The sequence below is a fragment of the Curtobacterium sp. YC1 genome (assembly GCF_016267665.1).
GTDB lineage: Bacteria > Actinomycetota > Actinomycetes > Actinomycetales > Microbacteriaceae > Curtobacterium.
In genome coordinates this window covers 2,881,326-2,903,584 of record NZ_CP066341.1, presented here as the reverse complement: position 1 = coordinate 2,903,584, position 22,259 = coordinate 2,881,326, and the positions used below count along the sequence as shown (strand labels likewise).

The 22,259-nt window shown below is 71.4% G+C and carries 21 protein-coding genes and 1 tRNA gene; 12 read left to right on the top strand and 10 right to left on the bottom strand.

Annotated features, from left to right (window positions below; genetic code table 11):
* Positions 1 to 198: 198 nt before the first annotated feature.
* The 5 genes from I8920_RS13675 to I8920_RS13655 all read right to left on the bottom strand — a co-directional run bounded on the left by I8920_RS13675 (position 199) and on the right by I8920_RS13655 (position 6,653).
* Positions 199 to 1,896, bottom strand: coding sequence for a sensor histidine kinase (locus tag I8920_RS13675; protein WP_198656845.1), 1,698 nt, complete (start codon positions 1,894 to 1,896; stop codon positions 199 to 201).
* A gap of 66 nt (positions 1,897 to 1,962) precedes the next feature.
* Positions 1,963 to 2,658, bottom strand: a complete 696-nt coding sequence (locus tag I8920_RS13670) for a response regulator transcription factor (protein ID WP_079237230.1) — start codon at positions 2,656 to 2,658, stop codon at positions 1,963 to 1,965.
* Positions 2,659 to 2,820: 162 nt separating this feature from the next.
* Positions 2,821 to 4,515, bottom strand: a complete 1,695-nt coding sequence (locus I8920_RS13665) for a DNA repair helicase XPB (RefSeq protein ID WP_198656844.1) — start codon at positions 4,513 to 4,515, stop codon at positions 2,821 to 2,823.
* Positions 4,516 to 4,561: 46 nt separating this feature from the next.
* Positions 4,562 to 6,325: a helicase-associated domain-containing protein gene (locus I8920_RS13660; RefSeq protein WP_198656843.1), complete on the bottom strand. Its 1,764-nt coding sequence runs from the start codon at positions 6,323 to 6,325 to the stop codon at positions 4,562 to 4,564.
* Between the two features lie 28 nt (positions 6,326 to 6,353).
* Positions 6,354 to 6,653 carry a hypothetical protein gene (locus I8920_RS13655; protein ID WP_198656842.1) on the bottom strand — a complete coding sequence of 100 codons (300 nt, stop codon included), beginning with the start codon at positions 6,651 to 6,653 and terminating at the stop codon, positions 6,354 to 6,356.
* Positions 6,654 to 6,708: 55 nt separating this feature from the next.
* Here I8920_RS13655 and I8920_RS13650 point away from each other — a divergent pair, with 55 nt between their 5' ends.
* Both I8920_RS13650 and I8920_RS13645 read left to right on the top strand, forming a co-directional pair.
* Positions 6,709 to 7,086 (top strand): cold-shock protein, encoded by a 378-nt coding sequence (locus I8920_RS13650; protein ID WP_198656841.1) that lies wholly within the window; start codon positions 6,709 to 6,711, stop codon positions 7,084 to 7,086.
* 4 nt (positions 7,087 to 7,090) lie between these two features.
* Positions 7,091 to 7,852, top strand: coding sequence for a DUF3027 domain-containing protein (locus tag I8920_RS13645; RefSeq protein WP_198656840.1), 762 nt, complete (start codon positions 7,091 to 7,093; stop codon positions 7,850 to 7,852).
* Positions 7,853 to 7,951: 99 nt separating this feature from the next.
* On the opposite strand, the gene serC is transcribed toward I8920_RS13645, so the two are convergent.
* Positions 7,952 to 9,070, bottom strand: coding sequence for a phosphoserine transaminase (gene serC / locus I8920_RS13640; RefSeq protein WP_198656839.1), 1,119 nt, complete (start codon positions 9,068 to 9,070; stop codon positions 7,952 to 7,954).
* Between the two features lie 207 nt (positions 9,071 to 9,277).
* Between serC and I8920_RS13635 the strand changes: the two genes are divergently transcribed.
* The 4 genes from I8920_RS13635 to I8920_RS13620 all read left to right on the top strand — a co-directional run bounded on the left by I8920_RS13635 (position 9,278) and on the right by I8920_RS13620 (position 12,269).
* Positions 9,278 to 9,973 carry a metal-dependent transcriptional regulator gene (locus I8920_RS13635; RefSeq protein WP_198656838.1) on the top strand — a complete coding sequence of 232 codons (696 nt, stop codon included), beginning with the start codon at positions 9,278 to 9,280 and terminating at the stop codon, positions 9,971 to 9,973.
* A 177-nt stretch (positions 9,974 to 10,150) separates the two neighbouring features.
* On the top strand, positions 10,151 to 11,188 hold the full coding sequence (locus tag I8920_RS16300) for a C40 family peptidase (protein WP_198656837.1): 1,038 nt from the start codon (positions 10,151 to 10,153) through the stop codon (positions 11,186 to 11,188).
* Positions 11,189 to 11,540: 352 nt separating this feature from the next.
* Positions 11,541 to 12,035 (top strand): HNH endonuclease, encoded by a 495-nt coding sequence (locus I8920_RS13625; RefSeq protein WP_198656836.1) that lies wholly within the window; start codon positions 11,541 to 11,543, stop codon positions 12,033 to 12,035.
* A 162-nt stretch (positions 12,036 to 12,197) separates the two neighbouring features.
* Positions 12,198 to 12,269 (top strand) — tRNA-Arg (locus tag I8920_RS13620).
* Between the two features lie 114 nt (positions 12,270 to 12,383).
* Here the strand turns inward: I8920_RS13620 and I8920_RS13615 are convergent.
* Complete coding sequence (locus I8920_RS13615; protein WP_198656835.1) at positions 12,384 to 12,668, bottom strand: hypothetical protein; 285 nt, start codon at positions 12,666 to 12,668, stop codon at positions 12,384 to 12,386.
* Between the two features lie 225 nt (positions 12,669 to 12,893).
* On the opposite strand from I8920_RS13615, the gene argG reads away from it, so the two are divergent.
* The 3 genes from argG (at position 12,894) to I8920_RS13600 (ending at position 15,411) form a co-directional block, all read left to right on the top strand.
* Positions 12,894 to 14,336, top strand: a complete 1,443-nt coding sequence (gene argG, locus I8920_RS13610) for an argininosuccinate synthase (RefSeq protein WP_198656834.1) — start codon at positions 12,894 to 12,896, stop codon at positions 14,334 to 14,336.
* Positions 14,337 to 14,602: 266 nt separating this feature from the next.
* Positions 14,603 to 14,770 carry a hypothetical protein gene (locus I8920_RS13605; protein WP_198656833.1) on the top strand — a complete coding sequence of 56 codons (168 nt, stop codon included), beginning with the start codon at positions 14,603 to 14,605 and terminating at the stop codon, positions 14,768 to 14,770.
* 41 nt (positions 14,771 to 14,811) lie between these two features.
* Positions 14,812 to 15,411, top strand: a complete 600-nt coding sequence (locus I8920_RS13600; protein ID WP_198656832.1) for a copper resistance CopC family protein — start codon at positions 14,812 to 14,814, stop codon at positions 15,409 to 15,411.
* 98 nt (positions 15,412 to 15,509) lie between these two features.
* Here I8920_RS13600 and I8920_RS13595 read toward each other — a convergent pair whose 3' ends face one another.
* Together I8920_RS13595 and I8920_RS13590 are read right to left on the bottom strand one after the other, a co-directional pair.
* Positions 15,510 to 16,952, bottom strand: coding sequence for an MATE family efflux transporter (locus tag I8920_RS13595; protein WP_198656831.1), 1,443 nt, complete (start codon positions 16,950 to 16,952; stop codon positions 15,510 to 15,512).
* Positions 16,953 to 17,253: 301 nt separating this feature from the next.
* Positions 17,254 to 17,691, bottom strand: a complete 438-nt coding sequence (locus tag I8920_RS13590) for a MarR family winged helix-turn-helix transcriptional regulator (RefSeq protein WP_198656830.1) — start codon at positions 17,689 to 17,691, stop codon at positions 17,254 to 17,256.
* A gap of 106 nt (positions 17,692 to 17,797) precedes the next feature.
* Between I8920_RS13590 and nadE the strand changes: the two genes are divergently transcribed.
* Together nadE and I8920_RS13580 are read left to right on the top strand one after the other, a co-directional pair.
* Entirely contained in the window at positions 17,798 to 18,625 is an 828-nt protein-coding gene (nadE, locus tag I8920_RS13585; RefSeq protein WP_198656829.1) for an ammonia-dependent NAD(+) synthetase, read from the top strand.
* Positions 18,626 to 18,743: 118 nt separating this feature from the next.
* Entirely contained in the window at positions 18,744 to 20,189 is a 1,446-nt protein-coding gene (locus I8920_RS13580) for an SPFH domain-containing protein (RefSeq protein ID WP_198656828.1), read from the top strand.
* Between the two features lie 33 nt (positions 20,190 to 20,222).
* Here the strand turns inward: I8920_RS13580 and I8920_RS13575 are convergent, their stop codons facing one another.
* Positions 20,223 to 20,684, bottom strand: coding sequence for a hypothetical protein (locus I8920_RS13575; protein ID WP_198656827.1), 462 nt, complete (start codon positions 20,682 to 20,684; stop codon positions 20,223 to 20,225).
* A gap of 193 nt (positions 20,685 to 20,877) precedes the next feature.
* On the opposite strand from I8920_RS13575, the gene I8920_RS13570 reads away from it, so the two are divergent.
* Positions 20,878 to 22,215, top strand: a complete 1,338-nt coding sequence (locus tag I8920_RS13570; RefSeq protein ID WP_198656826.1) for an enolase C-terminal domain-like protein — start codon at positions 20,878 to 20,880, stop codon at positions 22,213 to 22,215.
* Positions 22,216 to 22,259 lie beyond the last annotated feature (44 nt).

The following is a 22,259-nucleotide window of genomic DNA, read 5'->3' as shown; positions in this document are numbered from 1 at the left end:
GCAGCCTGGTTCCGGGACCGACGTCGGCGAGGGCCGCCACCGCCCGCCGTGGACAGATGATCCTCCTCACGCCCCGGTGCAGGAGAACCCCCGGCGGTGAGATCGCACTTCGACCCCGATGGCCGGGCGAGATGTGGGACGAAGTGCGACTTCACGGCAGCGCGGCGCGCGCCGGGCACCGCACCGCGCCGCGCGGCGTCAGGCGGCGAAGTCGCGGGGGAGCAGGGGGAGCCAGACGCGGAACGTGGCGCCGCCGCCCTCGGTGTCGAAGACCTCGACGGAGCCGTGGTGCGCCGCGACGATGCCCGACACGATCGCGAGCCCGAGGCCCGAGCCGCCGGTGTCACGGGCACGCGAGGTGTCCGCACGCCAGAACCGCTGGAAGATCTTCTCGCGCAGCTGTGCGGGGATGCCCTCGCCGTGGTCGATCACGTCGAGGTGGGCCATGCCGCGCTCGTCGTCCACGCCGATGCCGATCTCGATCGGGTCGTCGTGCTCCGTGAACCGCATGGCGTTGCCCATCAGGTTCGTGACGATCTGGCGGATCTTGTTCTCCTCCGCCAGCACGATCGGGGGGCGCTTCGGCAGCACGACCGTGGGCAGCGGCGTGGTCTCGTCGGTGGGGGCCGCGCCCGCGTCGATGTTCATCGCGCGGGTCCGACGGGCCCGGAGACGGGCGATCGTCTGCCGCGAGAACGCGATCGGTCCCGTCGTGTTCGCCGAGGTGGGCGAAGCCGGGGGCACCTCGCCGGTGTCGGCGGAGGACACGGATGAGGCCGATGCCGGTGGCCGCACGGCCTGGGGCACGCTCTCGCCGGTCAGGGCGTCCTCGACGAGGACCTGGATCTCGCGGTCCGGGTTCGAGGCCATGGTGTCGAGCGCGGAGTCGCGCGCGATGGCGACGAGGTCGACCGGGCCGAGCTCGAGCGGCTTCGACTCGTCGATGCGGGCGAGCTGCAGCAGGTCCTGCACGAGCAGGCCCATCCGCTGCGCTTCCTTCTCGATGCGCTCCATCGCCTGCGCGACGTCCTCTTCCTTGCGCAGGGCGCCCATCCGGTAGAGCTCGGCGTACCCGCGCAGGGACACGAGCGGTGTGCGCAGTTCGTGCGAGGCGTCGCCGACGAACCGCCGCATCTGGTCGATGGTGCGTTGGCGGTCCTCGAACGCCGAGTCGATGCGCTCGAGCATGACGTTGAGCGACCGGTTCAGCCGCCCGACCTCGGTGTTCGGGGTGTCGGCCTCGAGGCGCTGGTTGAAGTCACCGGCGGCGAACCGGGCGGCGGTGTCCTCGACGTCGCGCAGCGGGTCGAACGTCGCCGTGACGAGCAGGCGGGTGAGCATCGCCCCGAGCAGGATCACCGAGGCGCCGAAGCCCAGGAAGATGGCGGTGAACTTGGCGACGGTCTCGTCGGTGCCGGCGCTCGACACGGCGATGAGCACGTACCCGGTCTCGGTGGAGCCGTCGGACTGGTTCTGCAGCGACGCCGGGATGATCTGGGCACGCCACTCGTGGTTGTGCTGGGTGTCGTAGAGCGAGACACGCTGGTTCGTCCGGGCGGCGTCGACCAGCATCGCCTGGCGCACGTCGGGGCGGCTGGACGCCGGCGTCTCGCAGATCTGGTCGCCGTCGGCGTCGTACGCGGCGACGTAGGCGCTCTGCGACACCACGACGGAGAGCTTGCAGTACTGCTCGCCGTCGCTGATGTTCTGGCCCTCGAGCTGCTCGGTCGTCTGCTTGACCGTGTTGTCGAGCTGCTGCATCAGGTAGGTGGAGAGCACGGTCATCGTGCCGAGCCCGGCGACGAGCAGTCCGAGCGCGACCAGGAGCACCGTGATCCCGGTGATCTTGGTGCGCAGGGAGATCCCGTCCCACCAGTGACTCATTCGCGTGTGCATGCTGCCCCAACGATAGACAGCGACCGCCCGGTGAAACCGGACGGCCGCCGTGAAGACCCGACGAGGCTACGAGGCCTTGGTCGCCTTGAGCATGTAGCCGAAGCCGCGCTTGGTCTGGATGATCGGCTCGGCCGAGTACTGGTCGAGCTTGCGGCGCAGGTACGAGATGTACGACTCGACGATGCCCGCGTCGCCGTTGAAGTCGTACTCCCACACGTGGTCGAGGATCTGCGCCTTCGACAGCACCCGGTTGGGGTTGAGCATGAGGTAGCGGAGCAGCTTGAACTCGGTGGGCGAGAGCTCGATCTGCGCGTCGCCGATGGTGACCTCGTGCGTGTCCTGGTCCATCGTGAGCTCGCCGGCGCGGATGATCGCGTCCTCTTCGTCGTTCATGGTGCGACGGAGGATGGCCTTGATGCGGGCGACGATCTCGTCGAGCGAGAACGGCTTCGTGACGTAGTCGTCACCGCCGACGGTCAGGCCCGTGATCTTGTCCTCGGTGTCGTCCTTCGCGGTGAGGAACAGGATCGGCGAGGTGTAGCCCGACGAGCGCAGGCGCTTGGTGACGCCGAAGCCGTTCATGTCGGGGAGCATGACGTCGAGGATGATGAGGTCCGGCTCTTCCTCGAGCACGGCGGAGATCGCCTGCGCGCCGTTGCCCACCGCGCGGACGGCGAACCCGGCGAACCGCAGCGAGGTCGTCAGGAGGTCGCGGATGTTCGGCTCGTCGTCGACGATCAGGATCTTGGGGCCATCGCTCATGGCTCCATCTTCTGACGGTTCCCTGGTCGTTGTCTGGGAGCCTTTCGTACGGCGGCCATGAGCGGAACCGGCGGCCATGAGCGGAACCGGCGGCCATGAGCCGGACAGGAGGCGCGTGGCGGCCGTGCCCCGCGCCTCCCGTCCGTCCGTGGGTCGCGCCGGTCAGACCGGCGCTGCCACCTGGTCGGCGTCCAGGATCGTGTAGGAGTACCCCTGCTCCGCCAGGAACCGCTGGCGGTTCTGAGCGAAGTCCTGGTCGACGGTGTCCCGCGCCACGAGCGTGTAGAAGGACGCGGGCAGGCCGTCCTTGTTCGGTCGCAGCAACCGGCCGAGGCGCTGCGCCTCTTCCTGTCGTGATCCGAAGGACCCGGACACCTGGATGGCGACGGTCGCGTCGGGCAGGTCGATCGAGAAGTTCGCGACCTTCGACACGACGAGCACGTCGACCTCGCCGGACCGGAACGCGTCGTACAGCCGCTCGCGTTCGTCGACCGGGGTCGCGCCGGTGATCTCCGCGGCGTCGAGCGACGCGGCGAGTTCGTCGAGCTGGTCGATGTACTGCCCGATCACCAGGATCTGCTCGCCGCGGTGCTTCTCGATGAGCTCCCGCACGACGGGGGTCTTCGCCGGTGAGGTCGCGGCCAGGCGGTACCGCTCGTCGTCGCCGGACGCCGCGTACTCGAGCCGGTCCTCGTGGGGCAGGTCGACGCGGACCTCGTAGCACTCCGCGGGGGAGATGTAGCCCTGGGCCTCGATCTCCTTCCACGGGGCGTCGTACCGCTTCGGGCCGATGAGCGAGAACACGTCGCTCTCACGGCCGTCCTCGCGCACCAGGGTCGCCGTCAGCCCGAGCCGACGACGGGCCTGCAGGTCCGCGGTGAGCTTGAACACCGGGGCCGGCAGCAGGTGCACCTCGTCGTACACGATGAGGCCCCAGTCGAGCGCGTCGAGCAGCGACAGGTGCGTGTACTCGCCCTTCCGGCGCGCGGTGAGGATCTGGTAGGTCGCGATGGTGACCGGCCGGATCTCCTTGACGGTGCCGGAGTACTCGCCGATGTCCTCGGGGGCCAGGGTGGTGCGCTTGAGCAGCTCGTTGCGCCACTGCCGTGCCGAGACGGTGTTCGTGACGAGGATGAGCGTGGTCGCCTTGACGGTCGCCATCGCCCCCGCGCCGACCAGGGTCTTGCCGGCACCGCAGGGGAGCACGACGACGCCCGAGCCCTGCGCGAAGAACGTGTCGACGGCCTGCTCCTGGTACGGCCGCATGTGCCACTCGGCGGTGTCGAGGTCGATCGGGTGCGGCTGTCCCGGCGTGTAGCCCGCCAGGTCCTCCGCCGGCCACCCGAGCTTGACGAGCTCCTGCTTGACCTGGCCCCGCGCCCAGGGCTGCAGCTCGACCTCGGACGGGGACCGCATGTCGCCGAGCAGCGGCTTGATGCGCTTCGACCGGATGACCTCGGCGAGCACGGAGGGGTCCTCGGCGGTGAGCAGCAGGACGGGCAGGCGCTCGAGCTCCTCGGTGGGGGAGTTCGCGACGGCCGGCGCGTCGGGGCGTTCCTCGCGACGGATCACGAGTCGGCCGTAGCGCGAGACGGTGTCGCGGATGTCGACCGTCACGCTCTGCGGCACGGGGAACTTCGCGAAGCGTTCGAGGGTGCCGATCATGCTCTCGGCGTCGTGTCCCGCGGCGCGCGCGTTCCACAGGCCGAGTCGGGTGATGCGGTAGGTGTGCACGTGCTCGGGTGCGCGCTCGAGCTCGGCGAAGGCCGCGAGCTCGTGGCGTGCGTCCTCGGCGTCGGGGTGCGCGACCTCGAGGAGCACGGTGCGGTCGCTCTGCACGATCAGCGGTCCGTTCATGACCTGCCAGCCTAGACGTCGATGCCTGCGTGCGGGCGACCCGGACTCAGGCGTCGCTCTCGACGGACACCACGAGCGACAGCGGCAAGGTGCGTTCGACGTCGACACCGGTGTCGCGCCCGCGTACGCGTCCGGCGGCGACGGACGTCGGCACGATCGTGAACGGCCGTTCGGAGCCGTCCGGCATGCGCACCGTGACCCGGATCGGCGTGCGACCCCGCACCGCGAGGTCGATCTGCCGCCCCAACCACTCCTGCTCCGGTTCGGCGTCGCCGCGCTGGGTCGTCAGGCGGAGTCGTTCCACGAGTGCGTGCGCCGCCTGTTCCGGCGAGCGTCCGGCAGGGCTGCGCCGGCCGGGAGGCCCGTGGTGCGTCTCGGGGCGGGCCGCGGTCGTCAGCACGGCCGGGTAGCGCTGGTCCTCGAGCGCGGTGTGCACCACGTGCGGTGGGTAGCGGGTGGTGAGCGTCGTCAGGTCGGGTCGTTCCCACGCGAGCTGCCGGAGCTCCGCGTCCACCCCGACGAGGTCGAGCTGGTCGGCACTGCCGCGCACCTCGGTGCCGACACCGCCCGGGCCGCGGTCGACCACGATGCTGCCGTTCCGCCCGGCGACCTGGTCGATCAGGTACGCCAGCGGCTGGGGGATCCCGGTGGCCGACAGCCGTTCGAGCACCGCCAGCAGGTCGTCGCGGGAGTTCCCGGCGTGGAAGGCGGCCCGCAGGGTGTCCTCGGAGATGCGGTACCGGGCCGCGAGCCCCGGAGCCTCGAGCACGGCCACGGTCCGCAGGGCGTCGTCGTCCACGGGGGCGAGCGGCCCGGGGGCGATCACGGTGAGGTCGTGCTGCAGGTAGACCCGGTCGACGGTGCCGGGCAGGTCCTGCGCGGCGGGCCCGGTGTCGCCGTCGAGCAGTGCGCGTCCGGTGTCGGTGAGCACGCCGTCGACGGACAGGCCGAGCGAGGCCGCGGCCCCGGCGACCTCGAGCAGCAGCGCGTCGAGCCAGCGTGCACCGGCCGGATACGCCCAGCGCCCCAGCGGCACGAGGTCGTGCAGGTCGCGGTCGGCCAGCGCGAGCACCTCGTGCACGGCCGGCGGCAGGGTGCCCGACCACGCCGAGACCAGGGAGCCCCAGCGGTCCGGCCAGCTCGCCAGCAACCAGGTGCGACCGGCGTCGGTGAGCACCCACCGCCCGGTGTCCGGGTCGGCGAACCCGATCCGGTCGAGCAGCTCCAGGCGGCCGGGCACCACCTCGGCGTCGGCACCGATGCGCTCGCCGAGGGTGCGGGCGAGCGGCGTGCCGATGCCGCCCTTGACGAGTTCGCGGACGTCGCCGGCGTCCACCGCGCGCAGTAGTTCGGCGAGCACGGTCATGGTCGAGAACGCCTGCTCGGCGCCCGTGGCGCGGGCGCGGTCCTGGTCGGCCGCGTCGGGTCCGGGTGCCGCGGGACGGGGCCGGTCCGGGCCTCCCGAGCGGTCGAGCGTGGTGAGGTCGGGGTGGGCGGCCACGCGTGCGGCGACCGCGTCGTCGACGGCGCCGTCCTCGTCGGCGAGGCCGAGCTCGATCGCGGGGCCGAGCGCATCGACGGCACCGCCGTCACGCAGGGCCAGGACCGTGGCGCGCGGCAGGTGCTCGACCGCGGCGTCGACGGCGTCGTCGGTGCGGAGCGCCTCGGCGAGGTCGAAGAAGTCGGTGATGTGCTGCGGTCCGGTCTCGGCGAGTGCCGCGGTGGGCAGTCGTCGGGCGGCGACGAGGCGCTCGAGCGCGTCGTCCGGCATCGCCCGGAGCCGGGCGGCGAGGTCGGCGGTGGTCGTCATCGTCCGGTGCCAGCGTCCGCGGGGGACGTCAGCGAGCCGTCCGGTTCGCCCGTGCGCGACGCGTCCAGGTGATGCCGAGGAGCGTGAAGACCAGCACCATGGCGATCGGGAACCCGAACATCGGGATGGCCATGATCACCGGCCACGGCATCGAGCCCTGGGCGCCGGGGGCGGTGAGCCACATGACGATCATCGCGACGAAGCACAGGAGCCCGAGGATGATGATCCCGCCGATCATGAACGCCAGAGCACGTTCGGTACGATTGAACGTCACCGGGATCTCGGCGGAGTCCTGCGGGTTCCCGGTCGACCGGGTCGGCTTGGCCATCGACCCAGGATATCCGACGCACCACGGCCGTACCACGACCTCGAGGAGTCCACGCATGCCCACCGGCAAGGTCAAGTTCTACGACGACGACAAGGGATTCGGCTTCATCACCGGAGACGACGGCGACCAGGTGTTCCTGCACGCGTCCTCGCTGCCCGAGGGTGTCGTGACCGTCAAGGCAGGGACGCGGCTCGAGTACGGCGTCGTGCAGGGGAAGAAGGGGTCGCAGGCGTTGTCCGTGCGGCTGCTGGAGCCCCAGCCGTCGCTGTCGCGGATGACGCGGCGCTCGGCGGACGACATGGCGGTGATCGTCGAGGACCTGGTGAAGGAACTCGACCGGATCAGTGGCGACCTGCGTCACGGCCGCTACCCGAAGAACGGCGATCGCATCGCCGCCATCCTGCGGCACGTCGCAGACCAGTTGGAGGCGTGACCCCATGAGCGAGTCCGAGACGACCGGGGCCGAGACGGCCCCCGAGGCAGCGTCCACCGACGCAGCGGCCGACTACACCGACCTGGCGCGCGCGGCGCTGCTCGAGGTCACCCCCGAGTCGACCGTCGGCGCACCCGTCGGCACCGTGGACGAAGGGGACGGCGTGGTGTCCGTCCTGTTCGCCAACCGCCTGCCCGGCTACCCCGGGTGGCGGTGGACCGTCAGCGTCGCCAAGGTCGGCGACGACGACCCGACCGTGCTCGAGGTCGAGCTCATGCCCGGCGACGGAGCGCTCGTCGCGCCGGAGTGGGTGCCGTGGTCCGAGCGGCTGGCCGAGTACCGCGCGGCGCAGGAGCACGAGGACGAGTCCGACGACGACGAGTCCGATGACGACGACGAGGACGACGAGGACGACGACGACTTCGACGACGAGTCGGACGAGGATGCCGACTACGACGACGCGGACGACGACGAGTCCGATGACGACGCGTCCGACGACGACGAGGACTTCGACGCCGACGAGGACGACCTCGACGAGTCGGACGACGACGACATCGAGGGCGTGGACGTCGACGCGCTCGCCGACGCCGACACCGACACCGACACCGACAGCGACGAGACGGGCACCGACGAGTCCGTCGAGGCGCCGCCCGCACGGACCACCCGCCGGCGTGCGCAGCGGGTCCGGCCCGTCGACCCGGACGCCGACCTCGAGGTCGACCGGCTCGACCCGGGCGAGGTCGACCCCGACCACCACCGGGCCTGACGGACCAGCGCGACGCCACGGCGTCGACGCGACCCCATGACGGACGGGAGGCGCGGTGCCAGCTGGCACCGCGCCTCCCGTCTGTCCGGGGTCAGTCCGTCAACCGCGCAGGGCGTCGACGGTGAAGGCGATCGCGCGCACGAGCTTCGCGACGTCGTCCGGGTCGATCGCGGTGAAGGTCGCGATGCGCAGCTGGTTCCGGCCGAGCTTGCGGTACGGCTCGGTGTCGACGATGCCGTTGGCGCGGAGCGTCGCGGCCACGGCCTTCGCGTCGATCGAGTCATCGAGGTCGACCGTGGCGACGACCTGCGACCGGGCGGCGGGGTCGGTGACGAACGGCGTCGCGTAGTCGACCGACTCGGCCCAGTCGTAGACGGTCGACGACGAGGTCTTCGTGCGCAGGTCCGCCCAGGCCAGGCCGCCCGACTCGTTCATCCACCGCACCTGCTCGTCGAGGAGCAGCAGGGTGGCGATCGCCGGGGTGTTCAGCGTCTGGTTCAAGCGCGAGTTGTCGACGGCGTTCTTGAGCGACAGGAACTCGGGGATGTAGCGGTCCGAGGCGGCGATGCGCTCGACGCGCTCGATCGCCGCGGGGGACAGCAGCGCGAGCCACAGCCCGCCGTCCGACGCGAAGTTCTTCTGCGGCGCGAAGTAGTAGACGTCGGTGGCGCTGACGTCGAACAGCGCACCGCCGGCGGCACTCGTCGCGTCGACGACGGTGAGTGCGCCGGCGTCACCGGTTGCGCGGACGACGGGGGCCATGACGCCGGTCGACGTCTCGTTGTGCGGGTAGGCGTAGACGTCGACGCCCTCGACGGGTTCGAGCGCGGCGAGCGAGCCGCCGGGGGCCTGGACGACGTGCGGTGCCTCGAGCCACGGGGCGGCGGCGGCCTTGGCGAACTTCGCCCCGAACTCGCCGAAGGACAGGTTCTCGGCACGGCGCTCGATGAGGCCGAAGGCCGCGGCGTCCCAGAACGCGGTCGAGCCGCCGTTGCCGAGCACGACCTCGTAGCCGTCGGGCACCTGGAACAGGTCGGCGAGACCGGCGCGGACGCTGCCGACCAGGTCCTTCACCGGCTTCTGCCGGTGGGACGTGCCGAGGAGCGTCGCGCCCCGGGTCACGAGGGACTCGAGCTGTGCGCCGCGGATCTTGGACGGGCCGCAGCCGAAGCGACCGTCGGTGGGGAGGAGTTCGGCCGGGATGACGATGTCTGCCATGGAGCAACCCTACCGACGGGGCCCTCGGTGCCCGTGCCCTGCACCGGCCGGACGGGACGGGCGTGGGACCGCGTGCATCGGCCGGACGGGGCGGGCTCGGGACCGCGTGCAGCGGCCCGTTCTCCACGTCCTGCGGGCCCCGGTCGGTGTTCGTCGGTCCGAACAAGTAGTGTGGTCGCCGCTGGGCCCAGACATGAGAGGCGGACCGTGACCGATCTCGTCGACACCACGGAGATGTACCTTCGCACCATCCTCGACCTCGAGGAGGAGGCGATCGTGCCGCTGCGTGCCCGCATCTCCGAGCGCCTCGGACACTCCGGTCCCACGGTCTCGCAGACCATCGCACGGATGGAGCGCGACGGGCTCGTCGTCGTGTCGGGTGACCGGCACCTGGAACTCACCGACGAAGGGCGCTCGCGCGCGACGCACGTGATGCGCAAGCACCGACTGGCCGAGCGCCTGCTCGCCGACGTCATCGGACTCGACTGGGCGTTCGTCCACGACGAGGCCTGCCGGTGGGAGCACGTGATGAGCGAGCAGGTCGAGGTCCGCCTGCTCGAGATGCTCGGCAACCCGACCGAGTCGCCGTACGGCAACCCGATCCCGGGTCTGGCCGAGATCGGTGGCCCCGCTGCCGCCGGGTTCCTCGACGGCGTGCACAACATCGTCGCCGCGACCGAGGGCACCGACGCCGTCGCCACCGGTGTCGTGCGTCGGCTGGGTGAGCCCGTGCAGTTCGAGCCCGAGCTCCTGCACCAGCTCCGGACCGCCGGCGTCATGCCCGGCCGGGTCGCCAGCGTGCAGCGCGCGGGAGCCTACGTCGCGGTGCGCGTCGAGGGCGAGGACGCCGGGATCGAGCTGCCGTCCGAGGTCGCGCAGCACGTCTACATCGAGCGGACCTGACAGTCCGAGCGCTCCCTGAGAGTGTTTACCGATTCGTTACCAACAGGCCGTTTCATCTCGACACGGTAACGACGGCTCCGTAGGCTCGTCCGAGTCGCCGCGCTGCCCCAGAGCCGGTGACCCGTGGCAGGACGTCTCGTACCCGTCTCCTGCCTGATCGGAAACGATGACGAACGGATGGGTCGAACGGCGCCGGACACCCACGGCGACGTCGACGAGACGCCGGAGATCCACCTCTTGACGCAGACCGGTTCCGCCGCGGACGCCCAGACGCCCGCGAACCCGACGAACACCGTGAACGCCACCGACGCCCCGCTCACCCGGCGGGCCGCTCGTGCAGCCGACGGCCGTGCGACCCGCCCGGTCGTGCCCGTGAAGACCGCGCCGCTGCCCGGGGGTCGTCGTGCCGCCCAGGCCGCCGCCGCACGTGCCGCGGAGGCCAGCTCGACCTCGCGCAAGCGCAGGTTCCTGGCACCCGTCGTCCTCACCGTCGCCGCCGGCATGTTCGGCACCGTCGCGGTGGCCCCGGCCTTCGCGGCGACCTCCGCCTCGACCCAGGCGGACGCCGCCACCGAGCGGCAGGCCCGTGCCGCGCAGAGCCAGGAGCTGTCGGTGTCCGACGCCGTCGCCCTCGCCGACACGAGCCGCGACGGCTACGGTGCGACCTCGACCGCCACGCTGAACGCCGAGAAGGCTGCCGCTGCGGCCGCCGAGCAGGCAGCAGCCGACCGCGCCGCCGCCGCCGACCGCGCCGAGGAGCGGGCTGCGCAGACCGAAGCCGCCCGTGCCGAGACCGCCGAGCAGTACGCGTCGTACTCCGGCCCCTCGGCCGCCGAGTACGCGGCGAGCTCCAGCGCCGCGGACACCCCGTTCTCGCTGCCCGCCGTGGTCGCGACCGCGAAGCAGTACATCGGCACCCCGTACGTCTTCGGTGGCGCCGACCCGTCCGGCTTCGACTGCTCGGGCTACATCATGTTCGTGTACGCCCAGCACGGCATCGACCTGGCGCACTCGGTGCCGCTGCAGGACCAGGCCGGCACGACGATCCCCGAGTCCGAGGCGCAGCCCGGCGACGTCGTCATCTTCAACAACGGGGCGCACGACGGCTTCTACATGGGCGACGGGATGATCATGGACGCCCCGAAGCCCGGTGGCTCGGTGCAGATCCGTCCGATCTGGACCAGCGACTACCACATCGTCCGTTTCGGGGTCTAGCGACCACCGTCCCTCCGGCGTGTGAACTTCACCCGAACCGGCCCGCGCACCCTCGTGCCGGGCCGGTTCTTGGGTTAACCTGACGCTGCACCGGTCCGTACCGGCGCGAACAGGAGACCTGATGTCGACGTTCCGCACGACCCGCACCATGGGTCGGCGCGCGCGTGTCGACAGCTGGTCGACCACAGCCTGTGTGCACGAGCACGCCCCTGCATGACGAGAGCACTGCCCATCCGGGTGGTGCTCTTCGTGGTTCCAGGGGTGTGCGCAGGTCGTGGTCACCCGTTCGTCGTCGCCGGCCGACGCACCCGCAGCGCCTGGAAGCCGTCCAGGCACGACGGAAAGGGAACCCATGCGCACTCTCGTCCTCAACGCCGGTTACGAGCCCCTCGCGGTGATCTCGGACCGTCGGGCCCTCGTGCTGGTCATGAACCAGAAGGCCGCCATCATCGCCGCCGACCTCGACCACCCGGTCACCGGTTCGACGTCGACCTACGACCGTCCGTCCGTCATCATCCTGACCCGCTACGTCAGGATCCCGCACTCGAGGCTCGTGCCGGTGTCGCGCCGCGGCGTCCTGCGCCGCGACGGCAACCACTGTGCGTACTGCGACCGCCACGCGACCACGATCGACCACGTGCAGCCGCGGTCGCGGGGCGGGCAGGACTCGTGGGAGAACCTCGTGGCCTGCTGCCTCGCGTGCAACAACACGAAGGGCGACCGCACCCCGCAGGAGATGGGGTGGCGACTCCGGTTCCGTCCGAAGGTCCCGCACGGCGCCTCGTGGGTCGTGCGCGGCATCGAGCGCCCGCAGGCCGAGTGGGACGAGTACCTCGTGGCCGCGTAGCGGCGCACCCAGTGCGCAGAAGACGACGGGTCGCGGATGGCGACCCGTCGTCTTCTGCTCACCCGGTGGCGGACTGGAGGCCCCTGGCGGCGTCTTCCCGGGCCTCCCGTCCGTCGCGGGGTCGCGCTGGTGCGATCGTGCGCCGCTAGAGTGGACGGGCCAGCCTCTGTAGCTCAATGGAAGAGCAGTTCCGTCCTAAGGAAACGGTTGGGGGTTCGAATCCCTCCAGGGGCACCGTGACGGTGTGACCCGCGCGCCTCGGCGGCGGAGCCGTCGCCGAGCGGGTGCGGGCGGACAGCAAGAAGCCGCCCTGCCCCGTGAGGCAGTGGCGGCTCGATGGGGCCCGGACTACGAGCGGTCGTCGTCCTGGTGGTCGTCGTGGCGGGTGCCTGCCTTGGCGATGCCACGGCTGATGACGTAGGCCGCGGTCACGATGGCGACGTACATCCAGGCGTGGTCCGCACCGAAGCGCTGGCCGTCCTCGCCGTCGTCGGTCACGGCTGCGGCGATGAGGATCGCGATGGACACGACGAGCCAGGCGTAGAACTCGGTCGTCTTGAGGGCCGACTTCGTCTCGGACCAGACGGTGCGACGGGTCTCGACGGTTCGAGCGGTGTGCGGTGCGTTCGTCACGTGGACTTCTTCCTGTTGGTGCAGACGAGTGCCTGCGCCGTAAGCATGCGCTCAGGATTCGTTTAGGAATTGCCAAGTTGCGGTTCGGGGCTAGACGCGCCGCGGAACCGCGTATATAGGCGCGGCGTGCGAGAACGGAAGAGGGCGGGGCGGCGGTCAGCGCCGGTTCTCCACAACCGTCGACCCGGACGGTAGTGCGGCCCGCTGGCCCCGTACGATTGACCCGTGTCCAAGGTCCTGAGCAGTCTCCCCGTCGGCGAACGAGTCGGCATCGCGTTCTCAGGGGGTCTCGACACCTCCTGCGCCGTTGCCTGGATGCGCGAGAAGGGGGCGATCCCCTGCACGTACACGGCCGACATCGGTCAGTACGACGAGCCGGACATCGACGCCGTCCCGAGCCGCGCACACGAGTACGGGGCCGAGATCGCCCGCTTGGTCGACGCGAAGAGCGCCCTGGTGGAAGAGGGCCTGGTCGCCCTGCAGACCGGTGCGTTCCACATCCGCTCCGGCGGCAAGACCTACTTCAACACGACGCCGCTCGGCCGCGCGGTCACGGGCACGATGCTCGTGCGCGCCATGAAGGAGGACGGCGTCGACATCTGGGGCGACGGCTCCACCTACAAGGGCAACGACATCGAGCGGTTCTACCGCTACGGCCTGATGGCGAACCCGCGGCTGCGCGTGTACAAGCCGTGGCTCGACGCGGAGTTCGTCGAGGAGCTCGGCGGCCGCAAGGAGATGAGCGAGTGGCTCGTCGCCCGTGGGTTCCCGTACCGCGACTCCACCGAGAAGGCCTACTCGACCGACGCGAACATCTGGGGCGCGACGCACGAGGCGAAGAGTCTCGAAGAGCTGTCGAGCGGCCTGGACATCGTCGAGCCGATCATGGGCGTCGCCGCCTGGCGTGACGACGTCGAGGTCGCGACGGAGGTCGTGAGCGTCCGCTTCGAGGCCGGCCGTCCGGTCGCGATCAACGGCGTCGAGTACACCGACGCCGTCGCGCTGGTCTACGAGGCGAACGCCATCGGCGGCCGCCACGGCCTGGGTGCGTCCGACCAGATCGAGAACCGCATCATCGAGGCGAAGAGCCGCGGCATCTACGAGGCACCGGGCATGGCCCTGCTGCACATCGCGTACGAGCGCCTGCTCAACGCGATCCACAACGAGGACACGGTGGCGTCGTACCACAACGAGGGCCGCCGGCTCGGGCGCCTGATGTACGAGGGCCGCTGGCTCGACCCGCAGTCGCTCATGCTCCGCGAGTCGCTGCAGCGCTGGGTCGCCTCCGCCGTCACGGGCGAGGTCACGCTGCGTCTGCGCCGCGGGGACGACTACACGATCCTCGACACCACCGGCCCGGCACTGTCGTACCACCCGGACAAGCTGTCGATGGAGCGCGTCGGCGACGCCGCGTTCGGCCCCGACGACCGCATCGGGCAGCTCACGATGCGGAACCTCGACATCGCCGACTCCCGCTCGCGGCTCGAGCAGTACCACGCGGCCGGTCTCATCGGCGGTGCGACGGGCGAGCTCGTCGGACAGCTCGAGGCGGGCGAGGCCGAGGAGATCCTGGGCGGCGCGATCGTCGCGTCGGACGCCGAGGACGCGCTCGGCCGCCGGACCGACCTGGCGTCCGAGGGCGCAGCCTTCGACTCCGGCACCGACTGAGCGGACGGGCGCGCGCCCTGGGCGCGACCACCTGCGGACGGGAGGCACGGTGCCAGCTGGCGCCGTGCCTCCCGTCCGTCGTCGGCCGGTCGGCCGAGAAGCGCACTGCGTTCGACGCGGCGGTGTCCAGCCCATAGCGTTGCAGCACCGGGTCGATGATCACGGTCCCGTCGTCACGATGCTCCCCACGTCCTGTGGGGTCTGGCACAGCGGGCCGACCCGGTCGGAACCGAGATGCGCATCATCTCGATGAAGGGGTGGTCACGATGACCCCCAGAATGCCGAACGACTGGCACCGCCACGGACTCCGTTCACCCGAAGACCTCGCCGCGCTCGTGGCCGAACGCCTCGAGGGCTCCGACCAGCAGCTCGTCAGCGCGGGCGACACCCGGTACGAGCCGTCCTACGCCGACTTCCTCGGCGAGCAGATCTGACCCGCCGACAGCCGATGCCGGGGCGCGTGTAGGTTCTGTCCATGCGTACAGCCCGGACCACCGCGGCGGCACTGGCGATCGTGGCGGCTGGTCTGCTGACGTCCGTCGGGGTCCAGCCGGCCTCAGCCCACTCGACGTTGACGAGCAGCAGCCCCACCGACGGAGCGGTCCTCACCGAACCGCTCGACAGCGTCGACCTGACCTTCTCCGAGGCGCCGCTCGCCGGGCTCGACGCCGGTCTGCGGATCCAGGTGACGGACGCGGACGGCACCGACGTCGCCTCCGGTGCCGTGACGGTGTCGGGCACGACCATGAGCCGTGCGGTCGACCTGGAGCGCGGGGCCTACTCGGTGCTCTGGCGGTACGTCTCGCCGGACGGCCACCCGATCGAGGGCACGCTCGCGTTCGACTACCGACCTGCTGCTGCTGCCGCACCATCTCCGAGCGCGACGGCCATGCCGACGCCGAGCACCGCTCCCACGTCGAGCGCCACGGCGACGGCCAGCGCGACCGGAGCATCCGACGGGGCACCGTCGTCGTCGGGCATCGCCCCGGCCGTGGGGCTGGCCCTCGGGGTGGGTGCCGTCCTGGCGGCCGGCGCCGTCGTCGTGCTCCTGGTCCGCCGCGCCCGCAGCGCGTGACCCCGGCGCAGCGCACTCCGTGAGCAGGAACGGTCGGGTCGCCCAGGCGGACCCGACCATTCCTGCTCACGGAGCGCCGGTCGTCCAGGCGGCCGGGATCACCCCGCGGGGGCGGCTTCGAGTGCCGCGTCGGCGCGGGCCTCGCTGCCCTCGGCCAGACCGCGGGCGATCCTGCCACGCGTCGCCAGCCAGAGCGTGACGGCCGCGACGAAGACCACGACCTCGGTGACGGTGAGCGCCCAGATGATCCCGGCGAGACCGAACCACACGTTGCCGACGATGACGATCGGGACGAACAGCACCCCCTGCGCCAGCGACAGCACCATGGCGGGCAGCACCATCCCGGTCGCCTGGAACAGCGAGGTGAGCAGCCCCGTGAAGCCGTTCACCACGGTGGCCACGAGCTGTGCCGTCAGGATCGTCAGACCGACCGCGAGGACCGCGTGGTCGCCGAAGAAGATCGTGAAGACCTGCTCGCGCAGGACGAACACGGTGCCGGAGAACAGGAGCACGATCGCTCCGACGGTGACGGCCGCCGCCCGCAGTGCCGCCCGGAGCCGGGCTGCGTCCCCCGCGCCGAACGCGTACGCCAGCAGGGGCAGCACGCCGATGGTCACGCCCATCACGAGGAACTCGGGCACCTGGGCGATGCGGACCGCGACACCCATCGCGGCGAGCGGGTCGTCGCCGTAGGCGGCGGCGAGGTTGTTGAGCACGAGCGTCGTGACGATGAGGAACGCGGACTGCAGCAGTTCACCGACACCGATGCCGAACACGGGTCCGAGCACGTCCCGGCGCAGGGTGAACCACCTCGGCGCGAAGCTGACGTTCTCGCTGTGCCGCTGCAGCCACGTCACCCAGTAGGCGATCGTGACCACGTTCGCCAGCCCCACGGCCAGGGCGGCGCCGCCGACGCCCCAGTGCAGCACCAGGATGAACAGGACGTCGAACACCAGGTTGCCGACCGTGGACAGGACGAGGCCGATCATCGCCTGGCGGGCGGCCCCCTCGGAGCGCACGATCTGTTCGAGGGCGAAGGACGCGGCGAGCACGGGGACGAACGCGAGCATCACGGCGACGTACTCGCTGGTGGCGGGGACCGCGGCGGTGTCCGCCCCGAGGACGGCGACGAGCGGCCGCAGCAGCACGAGCCCGACGGTCCCGAGCACGGCGCCGGTGACGACGGCTCCCCAGAGCGCGAACGAGGCGACGTGCTTGATCTGCCGTGCCGCGTCGGGGTCGTGCTCGGAGGCCCCGAGCAACCGGGACATCAGGGCGCTGCCGCCCACGCCGAACACGCCGCCGACCGCCATGACCAGACCGAGCAGGGGCGTGCCGAAGGTGATGGCGGCGAGCAGGGAGGTGTCGTGCTGCGCGCCGATGAAGCCCGCGTTGATCACGTTGTACAGGGCGCTGACCACCATCGCGGCGGCCATCGGCACGCACAGGTGCACGAGCGCCCTGGCGATGGGGGCGGCGGACAGGTACCAGCGGTTCGTCGCCGCGGCGGTCGAGGGGGTGGGGGCGTTGGTGGTGCTCATGGCGGTTCCCTTCCGGGCATGGCGGTGGGCGCGCCGACGGACGCCGGCACGGCAGGGTGGAGCGCGCGACCGGCGGGGCCACGCGGGAGCGCGGCGGACGGGGCGGGTCGCGGGCGGCACGGTCGGCGGCTGCCGGCCCGTGCGGGCGCGCCGGCGGATCGGGCTGGCGGGCGCGTGGAGCGTCGAGCGGGTGGTGCGGGTGCGTCGAGCGGGAGGTGCTGGCGGGTGGTGCGGGTGCGTCGAGCGGGAGGTGCTGGCGGGTGGTGTGGGGACGTCGAGCGGGTGGTGCGGTCGTCGTGCCTTAGCGGCTCGGCGGGGCGAGTTCCGCGGTCACCTTCTGCAGCAGGCGCCGCAGGGTGGCGCGCTCGTCCGCGTCGAGCGGCGCGAGCAGGGAGTCGTCGAGGGCGACCATCGCGTCGGTGAAGCCGGCGATGAGGTCGATGCCCGCCGGGGTGGCGTGCACCGTCTTCGTCCGACCGTTCGCGGCGTCCGTCCGTCGTTCGACCAGGCCACGCCGCTCGAGTCCCTGCAGGAGACTCGAGACGCTGGCCGCGCTGGTCCGGGTGACCTCGGCGATGTCCCGTTGGATCGCGCCGGGGTTCTGCTGCAGGTACCCGAGCACGAACGACTGCTCGCGGGTGAGGTCGCGCGACCGGACCCACTCGTCGGCCGCCTTGCGCTGTGCCCAGCCGATCCACCTCATGAGTTCGAGCGGGGTGGTGAGATCCGGTGCCTGCATGATCAGAACGCTAACTGTTAGAGATCAAACTGTCAACGACGAGTCCGCAGGAGACCGTTCAGGCCGGTTCCGGTCAGGGGAGCCCGATCGGCGCGATACTGGGATCGTGCGTGAACTCCAAGCCGCCATCGCAGCGGACCTCGACGTCCAGCCGACCATCGACCCGGAGCAGGAGGTCGCCCGTCGTGTCGGGTTCCTCCGCGACTACCTGCGCACGACCGGCGCGAAGGGGTACCTCCTGGCCATCAGCGGCGGCCAGGACTCCACCCTCGCCGGTCGGCTGACGCAGCTCGCCGTCGAGTCGCTCCGCGCCGAGGGGCACCCGGCCGAGTTCACCACCGTGCGCATGCCGTACCGGGTGCAGGCCGACGAGGACGACGCGCAGCTCGCCCTGCAGTTCATCGCCGCCGACCCCGGAATCACCGTGAACATCGAGCACGGTGTCGACGGCGTCGTGCAGGACACCGCCGCGTCGGGCGTCGAGCTGAGCGACTTCGTCAAGGGCAACGTCAAGGCGCGCATGCGCATGGTCGCGCAGTACGCCGTGGCCGGTCAGCGCGGCCTGCTCGTCGTGGGGACCGACCACGCGGCCGAGGCGGTCACCGGCTTCTTCACCAAGTACGGCGACGGCGGCGTCGACCTCACCCCGCTCACCGGCCTCACCAAGAGCCAGGGGCGCCAGCTGCTCGAGCACCTCGGGGCGCCCGCCCGACTGTACGAGAAGGCGCCGACCGCCGACCTGCTCGACGAGCTGCCCGGCCAGACCGACGAGGCGAACCTCGGGCTCACCTATGCCGAGATCGACGCCTACCTGCAGGGGCACGACGTGCCGGTCGAGGTCGCCGAGGCCATCGAGGCGCGGTACCGCGCGACCGAGCACAAGCGCCGGGTGCCGGCGACGCCCTCCGACGACTGGTGGCGCGCCGGCGCGTGAGCGCGTGAGCGCGTGACGCGACCCCGGCCTCCTGTCTGTCCGGGCGCTCTCCTAGGATGGGAGCGACAGTACGACAGATACGGAATCCAGGCTGACGCCTGGGCCGCAAGGGGGAGTCATGGAAGTCCTGTTCGCGCTCGGAGCCGTCCCGCTGATCATCGTGGGGATCATCGTCCTCGCCGTGGTGGCGCTCATCTACGCCAAGGTCGTGTACCGCAACGCCGGCGCCGACGAAGCCCTCATCATCACGGGCAAGCGCTCGCGCAAGGTGAAGAACGCGGACGGCACCGAGACCGTCGAGTCCGGCATCAAGGTCGTGCTCGGGGCGGGTGTGCTCGTGCGCCCGTTCTTCGAGAAGGTCGCGAAGCTGTCGCTGAGCTCGCGCGCGATCGACATCAACGTGAACGCGCAGGACTCCCGGGGCGTGACGATCGACGTCGAGGCGGTGGCGCTCGTCAAGGTCGGCGAGGCCGACTCGTCGATCCGCGCCGCCGCGCAGCGCTTCCTCGGGCAGGAGAAGAAGATCGACGACTTCGCGCGCGAGGTCCTGTCCGGTTCTCTCCGCGCCTCGATCGGTGCGACCGACGTGTCGACGATCATCCGGAACCGCGACCAGCTGACCGTCGCCGTGCTCACCGTCGCGCAGGACGCGCTGCACAGCCAGGGTCTCGACGTCGACTCGTTCGAGATCAAGGGCATCTCGGACCGCAACGAGTACATCAGCGACCTCGGCCGTGCCGAGCGTGCGCGGGTGCGGCTCGAGGCCGAGAACGCCGAAGCGCAGGCCGACCGCGAAGCCCGCGAGGCCCGTGCGACCGCCGACCAGGCGATCGCCGAGGCCGAGAACACCCTGGCCATCCGTCGTGCGGCCCTGCAGCTCGACGCCGACCGCGCTTCCGCCGAGGCGGCCGCCGCCGGCCCGCTGGCCCAGGCCCGCGCCGCTCAGGGCGTCGTCGAGCAGGAGCAGCTGACCGCGCAGAAGCGTGCGGAACTGCGTCGTGCCGAACTGGAGTCCGAGGTCTCCGCCGTGGCCGAGGCGCAGGCGCGCAAGACCCGCGTCGAGGCCGAGGCTGCCGCCGCAGCGCAGGTCGAGACCGCCCGCGCCCAGGCCGAAGCCCGGCGGATCTCCGCCGAGGCGATCGCCGCCGAGGCCCAGGCCGAGTCCGAGGCCCGCAAGCTCGCCGCCGACGCCTCACGGGCCGAGGGGCAGGCCGCGGCCGACGCGATCCGCGCGAAGGGTCAGGCCGAGGCCGACGCCACGAAGGCCCAGGCGGACGCCCTGGCCCAGCACTCCGAGGCCGTCCTGCGGGTCAAGGCCATCGAGACGCTGCCGAGCATCGCCCGCGAGCTCGCGGCCCCGATGGGCAACATCGACAAGCTCACGGTCGTGTCGTCCGACGGTGCGGGCGCGCTGTCGAAGAGTGTCGTCAGTCAGTTCAGCGAGGTCGACGCGCTGCTCGGCACCACCGCGGGCTTCACACTGAGCGACATCGTGAAGAGCACCACGACCGGGCAGGCTGCCGCCCGCGCGGTCGTGCGCGAGCAGGCGGACGCGACCGAGTAGGCGCTCCGCCGGACCTGGCGGGCGCGGCGGGGGTCAGCCCTCGGCGCGCCCGTTCTCGTCGCGGCGATCGCGCTGCTGACCACCGGCGTCCTCGCGCTGCGGGCCGTCCTCGCGCTGCGTGGCGTCCTCGCGGTGCGCTGAGTCGGCGTCGGCGTCGGCGTCGTCACGTTCGTTCGCCAGGCGCTGCTGCCAGACCACGCTGCGCGCCGCACCCTCGAGGACGTCGTCCACGGGTCGCCCGCTCTGTGCGGCGAGCGCGCCACTGAGGCCAGCGGTCAGGGTACCGCCGGCCGCGGCGAGTCGTTCGACGACCTCCTCCTGACGCGGGGTCAGGGGCTCGTCGACCAGCTCGTCGATGGTGTCGCGGATGTTCTGTTCGCTCGCGTCCAGTGCTGCCTCGTCACCGGAGTGCAGTGCTGCTGCCTCGCCGACGACGATGAGACCGAGCCGTGCTGCGTCGTCTTCGGGACGCTCCGTGCGGTGCTCATCTGTCATGCGGGGGACCGTACGCCCCGTTGTGGCACGCGCGCTGGACGGACGGGGTACCCGAACCGGGTCGAGCGCATTCATCGGACGGATACTGCGGCCAGATGGGTGAAACGGGATGCAGAGCGCTCTTGACGGCGGAGACATCCGATGTTTTGATTGCCTCGTTCGGTCGACGGAGACCGGACGGCAGGAGACACGAATGAGCCGCATCACCGGTCTGCACGTGCGCGACATCCGGTTCCCGACCTCGCGGGAGCACGACGGATCCGACGCCATGAACCCCGCACCCGACTACTCCGCCGCCTACGTCGAGATCACCACCGACGCCCTGGACGGCCTGGTCGGCACCGGCTTCGTCTTCACCATCGGCCGCGGCAACGAGGTGCAGGAGGCCGCGATCGCCGCCCTCCGCGGACACGTGGTCGGTGCCGACGTCGAAGCGGTCCTGGCGGACATGGGCGGGACGTCGCGTGCGATGGTGCACGACTCGCAGCTCCGGTGGCTCGGGCCCGAGAAGGGTGTCATGCACATGGCGATCGGCGCCGTGGTGAACGCCCTGTGGGACCTCCGCGCGAAGCGGGCGGGACAGCCGCTCTGGGCGCTGCTCGCCGGCCTGGACCCCGAGGAACTCGTCGACCTGGTCGACTTCCGGTACCTGACCGACGCGATCACTCCGGCCGAGGCGCTCGAGCTGTTCCGCGTCGCCGAACCCCGGCGTGCCGCACGCCGCGAGCGCCTGGAGCGGGAGGGCTACCGTGCCTACACGACCACCCCGGGCTGGCTCGGCTACGACGACGACAAGCTCGCCCGGCTCTGCAGGGAGGCGGTCGACGAGGGCTTCGCGCAGATCAAGCTCAAGGTCGGTGGCGACGTCGACGAGGACGTCCGCCGGATGGGCATCGCACGCGCCACGGTGGGCCCCGACATCCGCATCGCGATCGACGCCAACCAGCGGTGGGACGTGGACGAGGCGGTCGCGTGGGTGGACCGGCTCCGCCCCTTCGACATCGCGTGGGTCGAGGAACCGACGAGCCCCGACGACATCCTCGCCCACGCCGAGATCGCCCGGCGCATCGCCCCGATCCCGGTCGCGACGGGCGAGCACATGGCGAACCGCGTCATCGCGAAGCAGCTCATCCAGGCCGGGGCGACGTCGGTGCTGCAGATCGACGCCACCCGGGTGGCCGGGGTCAACGAGAACCTGGCGATATTGCTCCTCGCCGCCAAGCACGGTGTCCGGGTCTGCCCCCACGCCGGCGGCGTCGGCCTGTGCGAGGCGGTCCAGCACCTGTCGATGTTCGACGCGGTCGCGCTCACCGGTGACCTCGACACCCGCAGCATCGAGTTCGTCGACCACCTGCACGAACACTTCGTGACACCGGTCGACGTGCACGACGGCCGGTACTGGCCGCCCACCGCCCCCGGCGCCGGCACCGAGATGCTCGCCGGGTCGCTCGACGCGCACGCATTCCCCGACGGTCCGGTCTGGGCCGCCGCCGACACCGAGACGGTCCCCGACGCGGTCCGCGTCGCCTGACCCGCTCGTTCCCCGAACCAGTACGACACCCCACCCGATCCCGA

Bases quoted from the DNA above. Each gene is read 5' to 3' on its own strand.
- I8920_RS13675 (WP_198656845.1), bottom strand. From the start codon at position 1,896: ATGCACACGCGAATGAGTCACTGGTGGGACGGGATCTCCCTGCGCACC.
- I8920_RS13670 (WP_079237230.1), bottom strand. From the start codon at position 2,658: ATGAGCGATGGCCCCAAGATCCTGATCGTCGACGACGAGCCGAACATC.
- I8920_RS13665 (WP_198656844.1), bottom strand. From the start codon at position 4,515: ATGAACGGACCGCTGATCGTGCAGAGCGACCGCACCGTGCTCCTCGAG.
- I8920_RS13660 (WP_198656843.1), bottom strand. From the start codon at position 6,325: ATGACGACCACCGCCGACCTCGCCGCCCGGCTCCGGGCGATGCCGGAC.
- I8920_RS13655 (WP_198656842.1), bottom strand. From the start codon at position 6,653: ATGGCCAAGCCGACCCGGTCGACCGGGAACCCGCAGGACTCCGCCGAG.
- I8920_RS13650 (WP_198656841.1), top strand. From the start codon at position 6,709: ATGCCCACCGGCAAGGTCAAGTTCTACGACGACGACAAGGGATTCGGC.
- I8920_RS13645 (WP_198656840.1), top strand. From the start codon at position 7,091: ATGAGCGAGTCCGAGACGACCGGGGCCGAGACGGCCCCCGAGGCAGCG.
- serC (WP_198656839.1), bottom strand. From the start codon at position 9,070: ATGGCAGACATCGTCATCCCGGCCGAACTCCTCCCCACCGACGGTCGC.
- I8920_RS16300 (WP_198656837.1), top strand. From the start codon at position 10,151: ATGGGTCGAACGGCGCCGGACACCCACGGCGACGTCGACGAGACGCCG.
- I8920_RS13625 (WP_198656836.1), top strand. From the start codon at position 11,541: ATGCGCACTCTCGTCCTCAACGCCGGTTACGAGCCCCTCGCGGTGATC.
- I8920_RS13605 (WP_198656833.1), top strand. From the start codon at position 14,603: ATGACCCCCAGAATGCCGAACGACTGGCACCGCCACGGACTCCGTTCA.
- I8920_RS13600 (WP_198656832.1), top strand. From the start codon at position 14,812: ATGCGTACAGCCCGGACCACCGCGGCGGCACTGGCGATCGTGGCGGCT.
- I8920_RS13595 (WP_198656831.1), bottom strand. From the start codon at position 16,952: ATGAGCACCACCAACGCCCCCACCCCCTCGACCGCCGCGGCGACGAAC.
- I8920_RS13590 (WP_198656830.1), bottom strand. From the start codon at position 17,691: ATGCAGGCACCGGATCTCACCACCCCGCTCGAACTCATGAGGTGGATC.
- I8920_RS13580 (WP_198656828.1), top strand. From the start codon at position 18,744: ATGGAAGTCCTGTTCGCGCTCGGAGCCGTCCCGCTGATCATCGTGGGG.
- I8920_RS13575 (WP_198656827.1), bottom strand. From the start codon at position 20,684: ATGACAGATGAGCACCGCACGGAGCGTCCCGAAGACGACGCAGCACGG.
- I8920_RS13570 (WP_198656826.1), top strand. From the start codon at position 20,878: ATGAGCCGCATCACCGGTCTGCACGTGCGCGACATCCGGTTCCCGACC.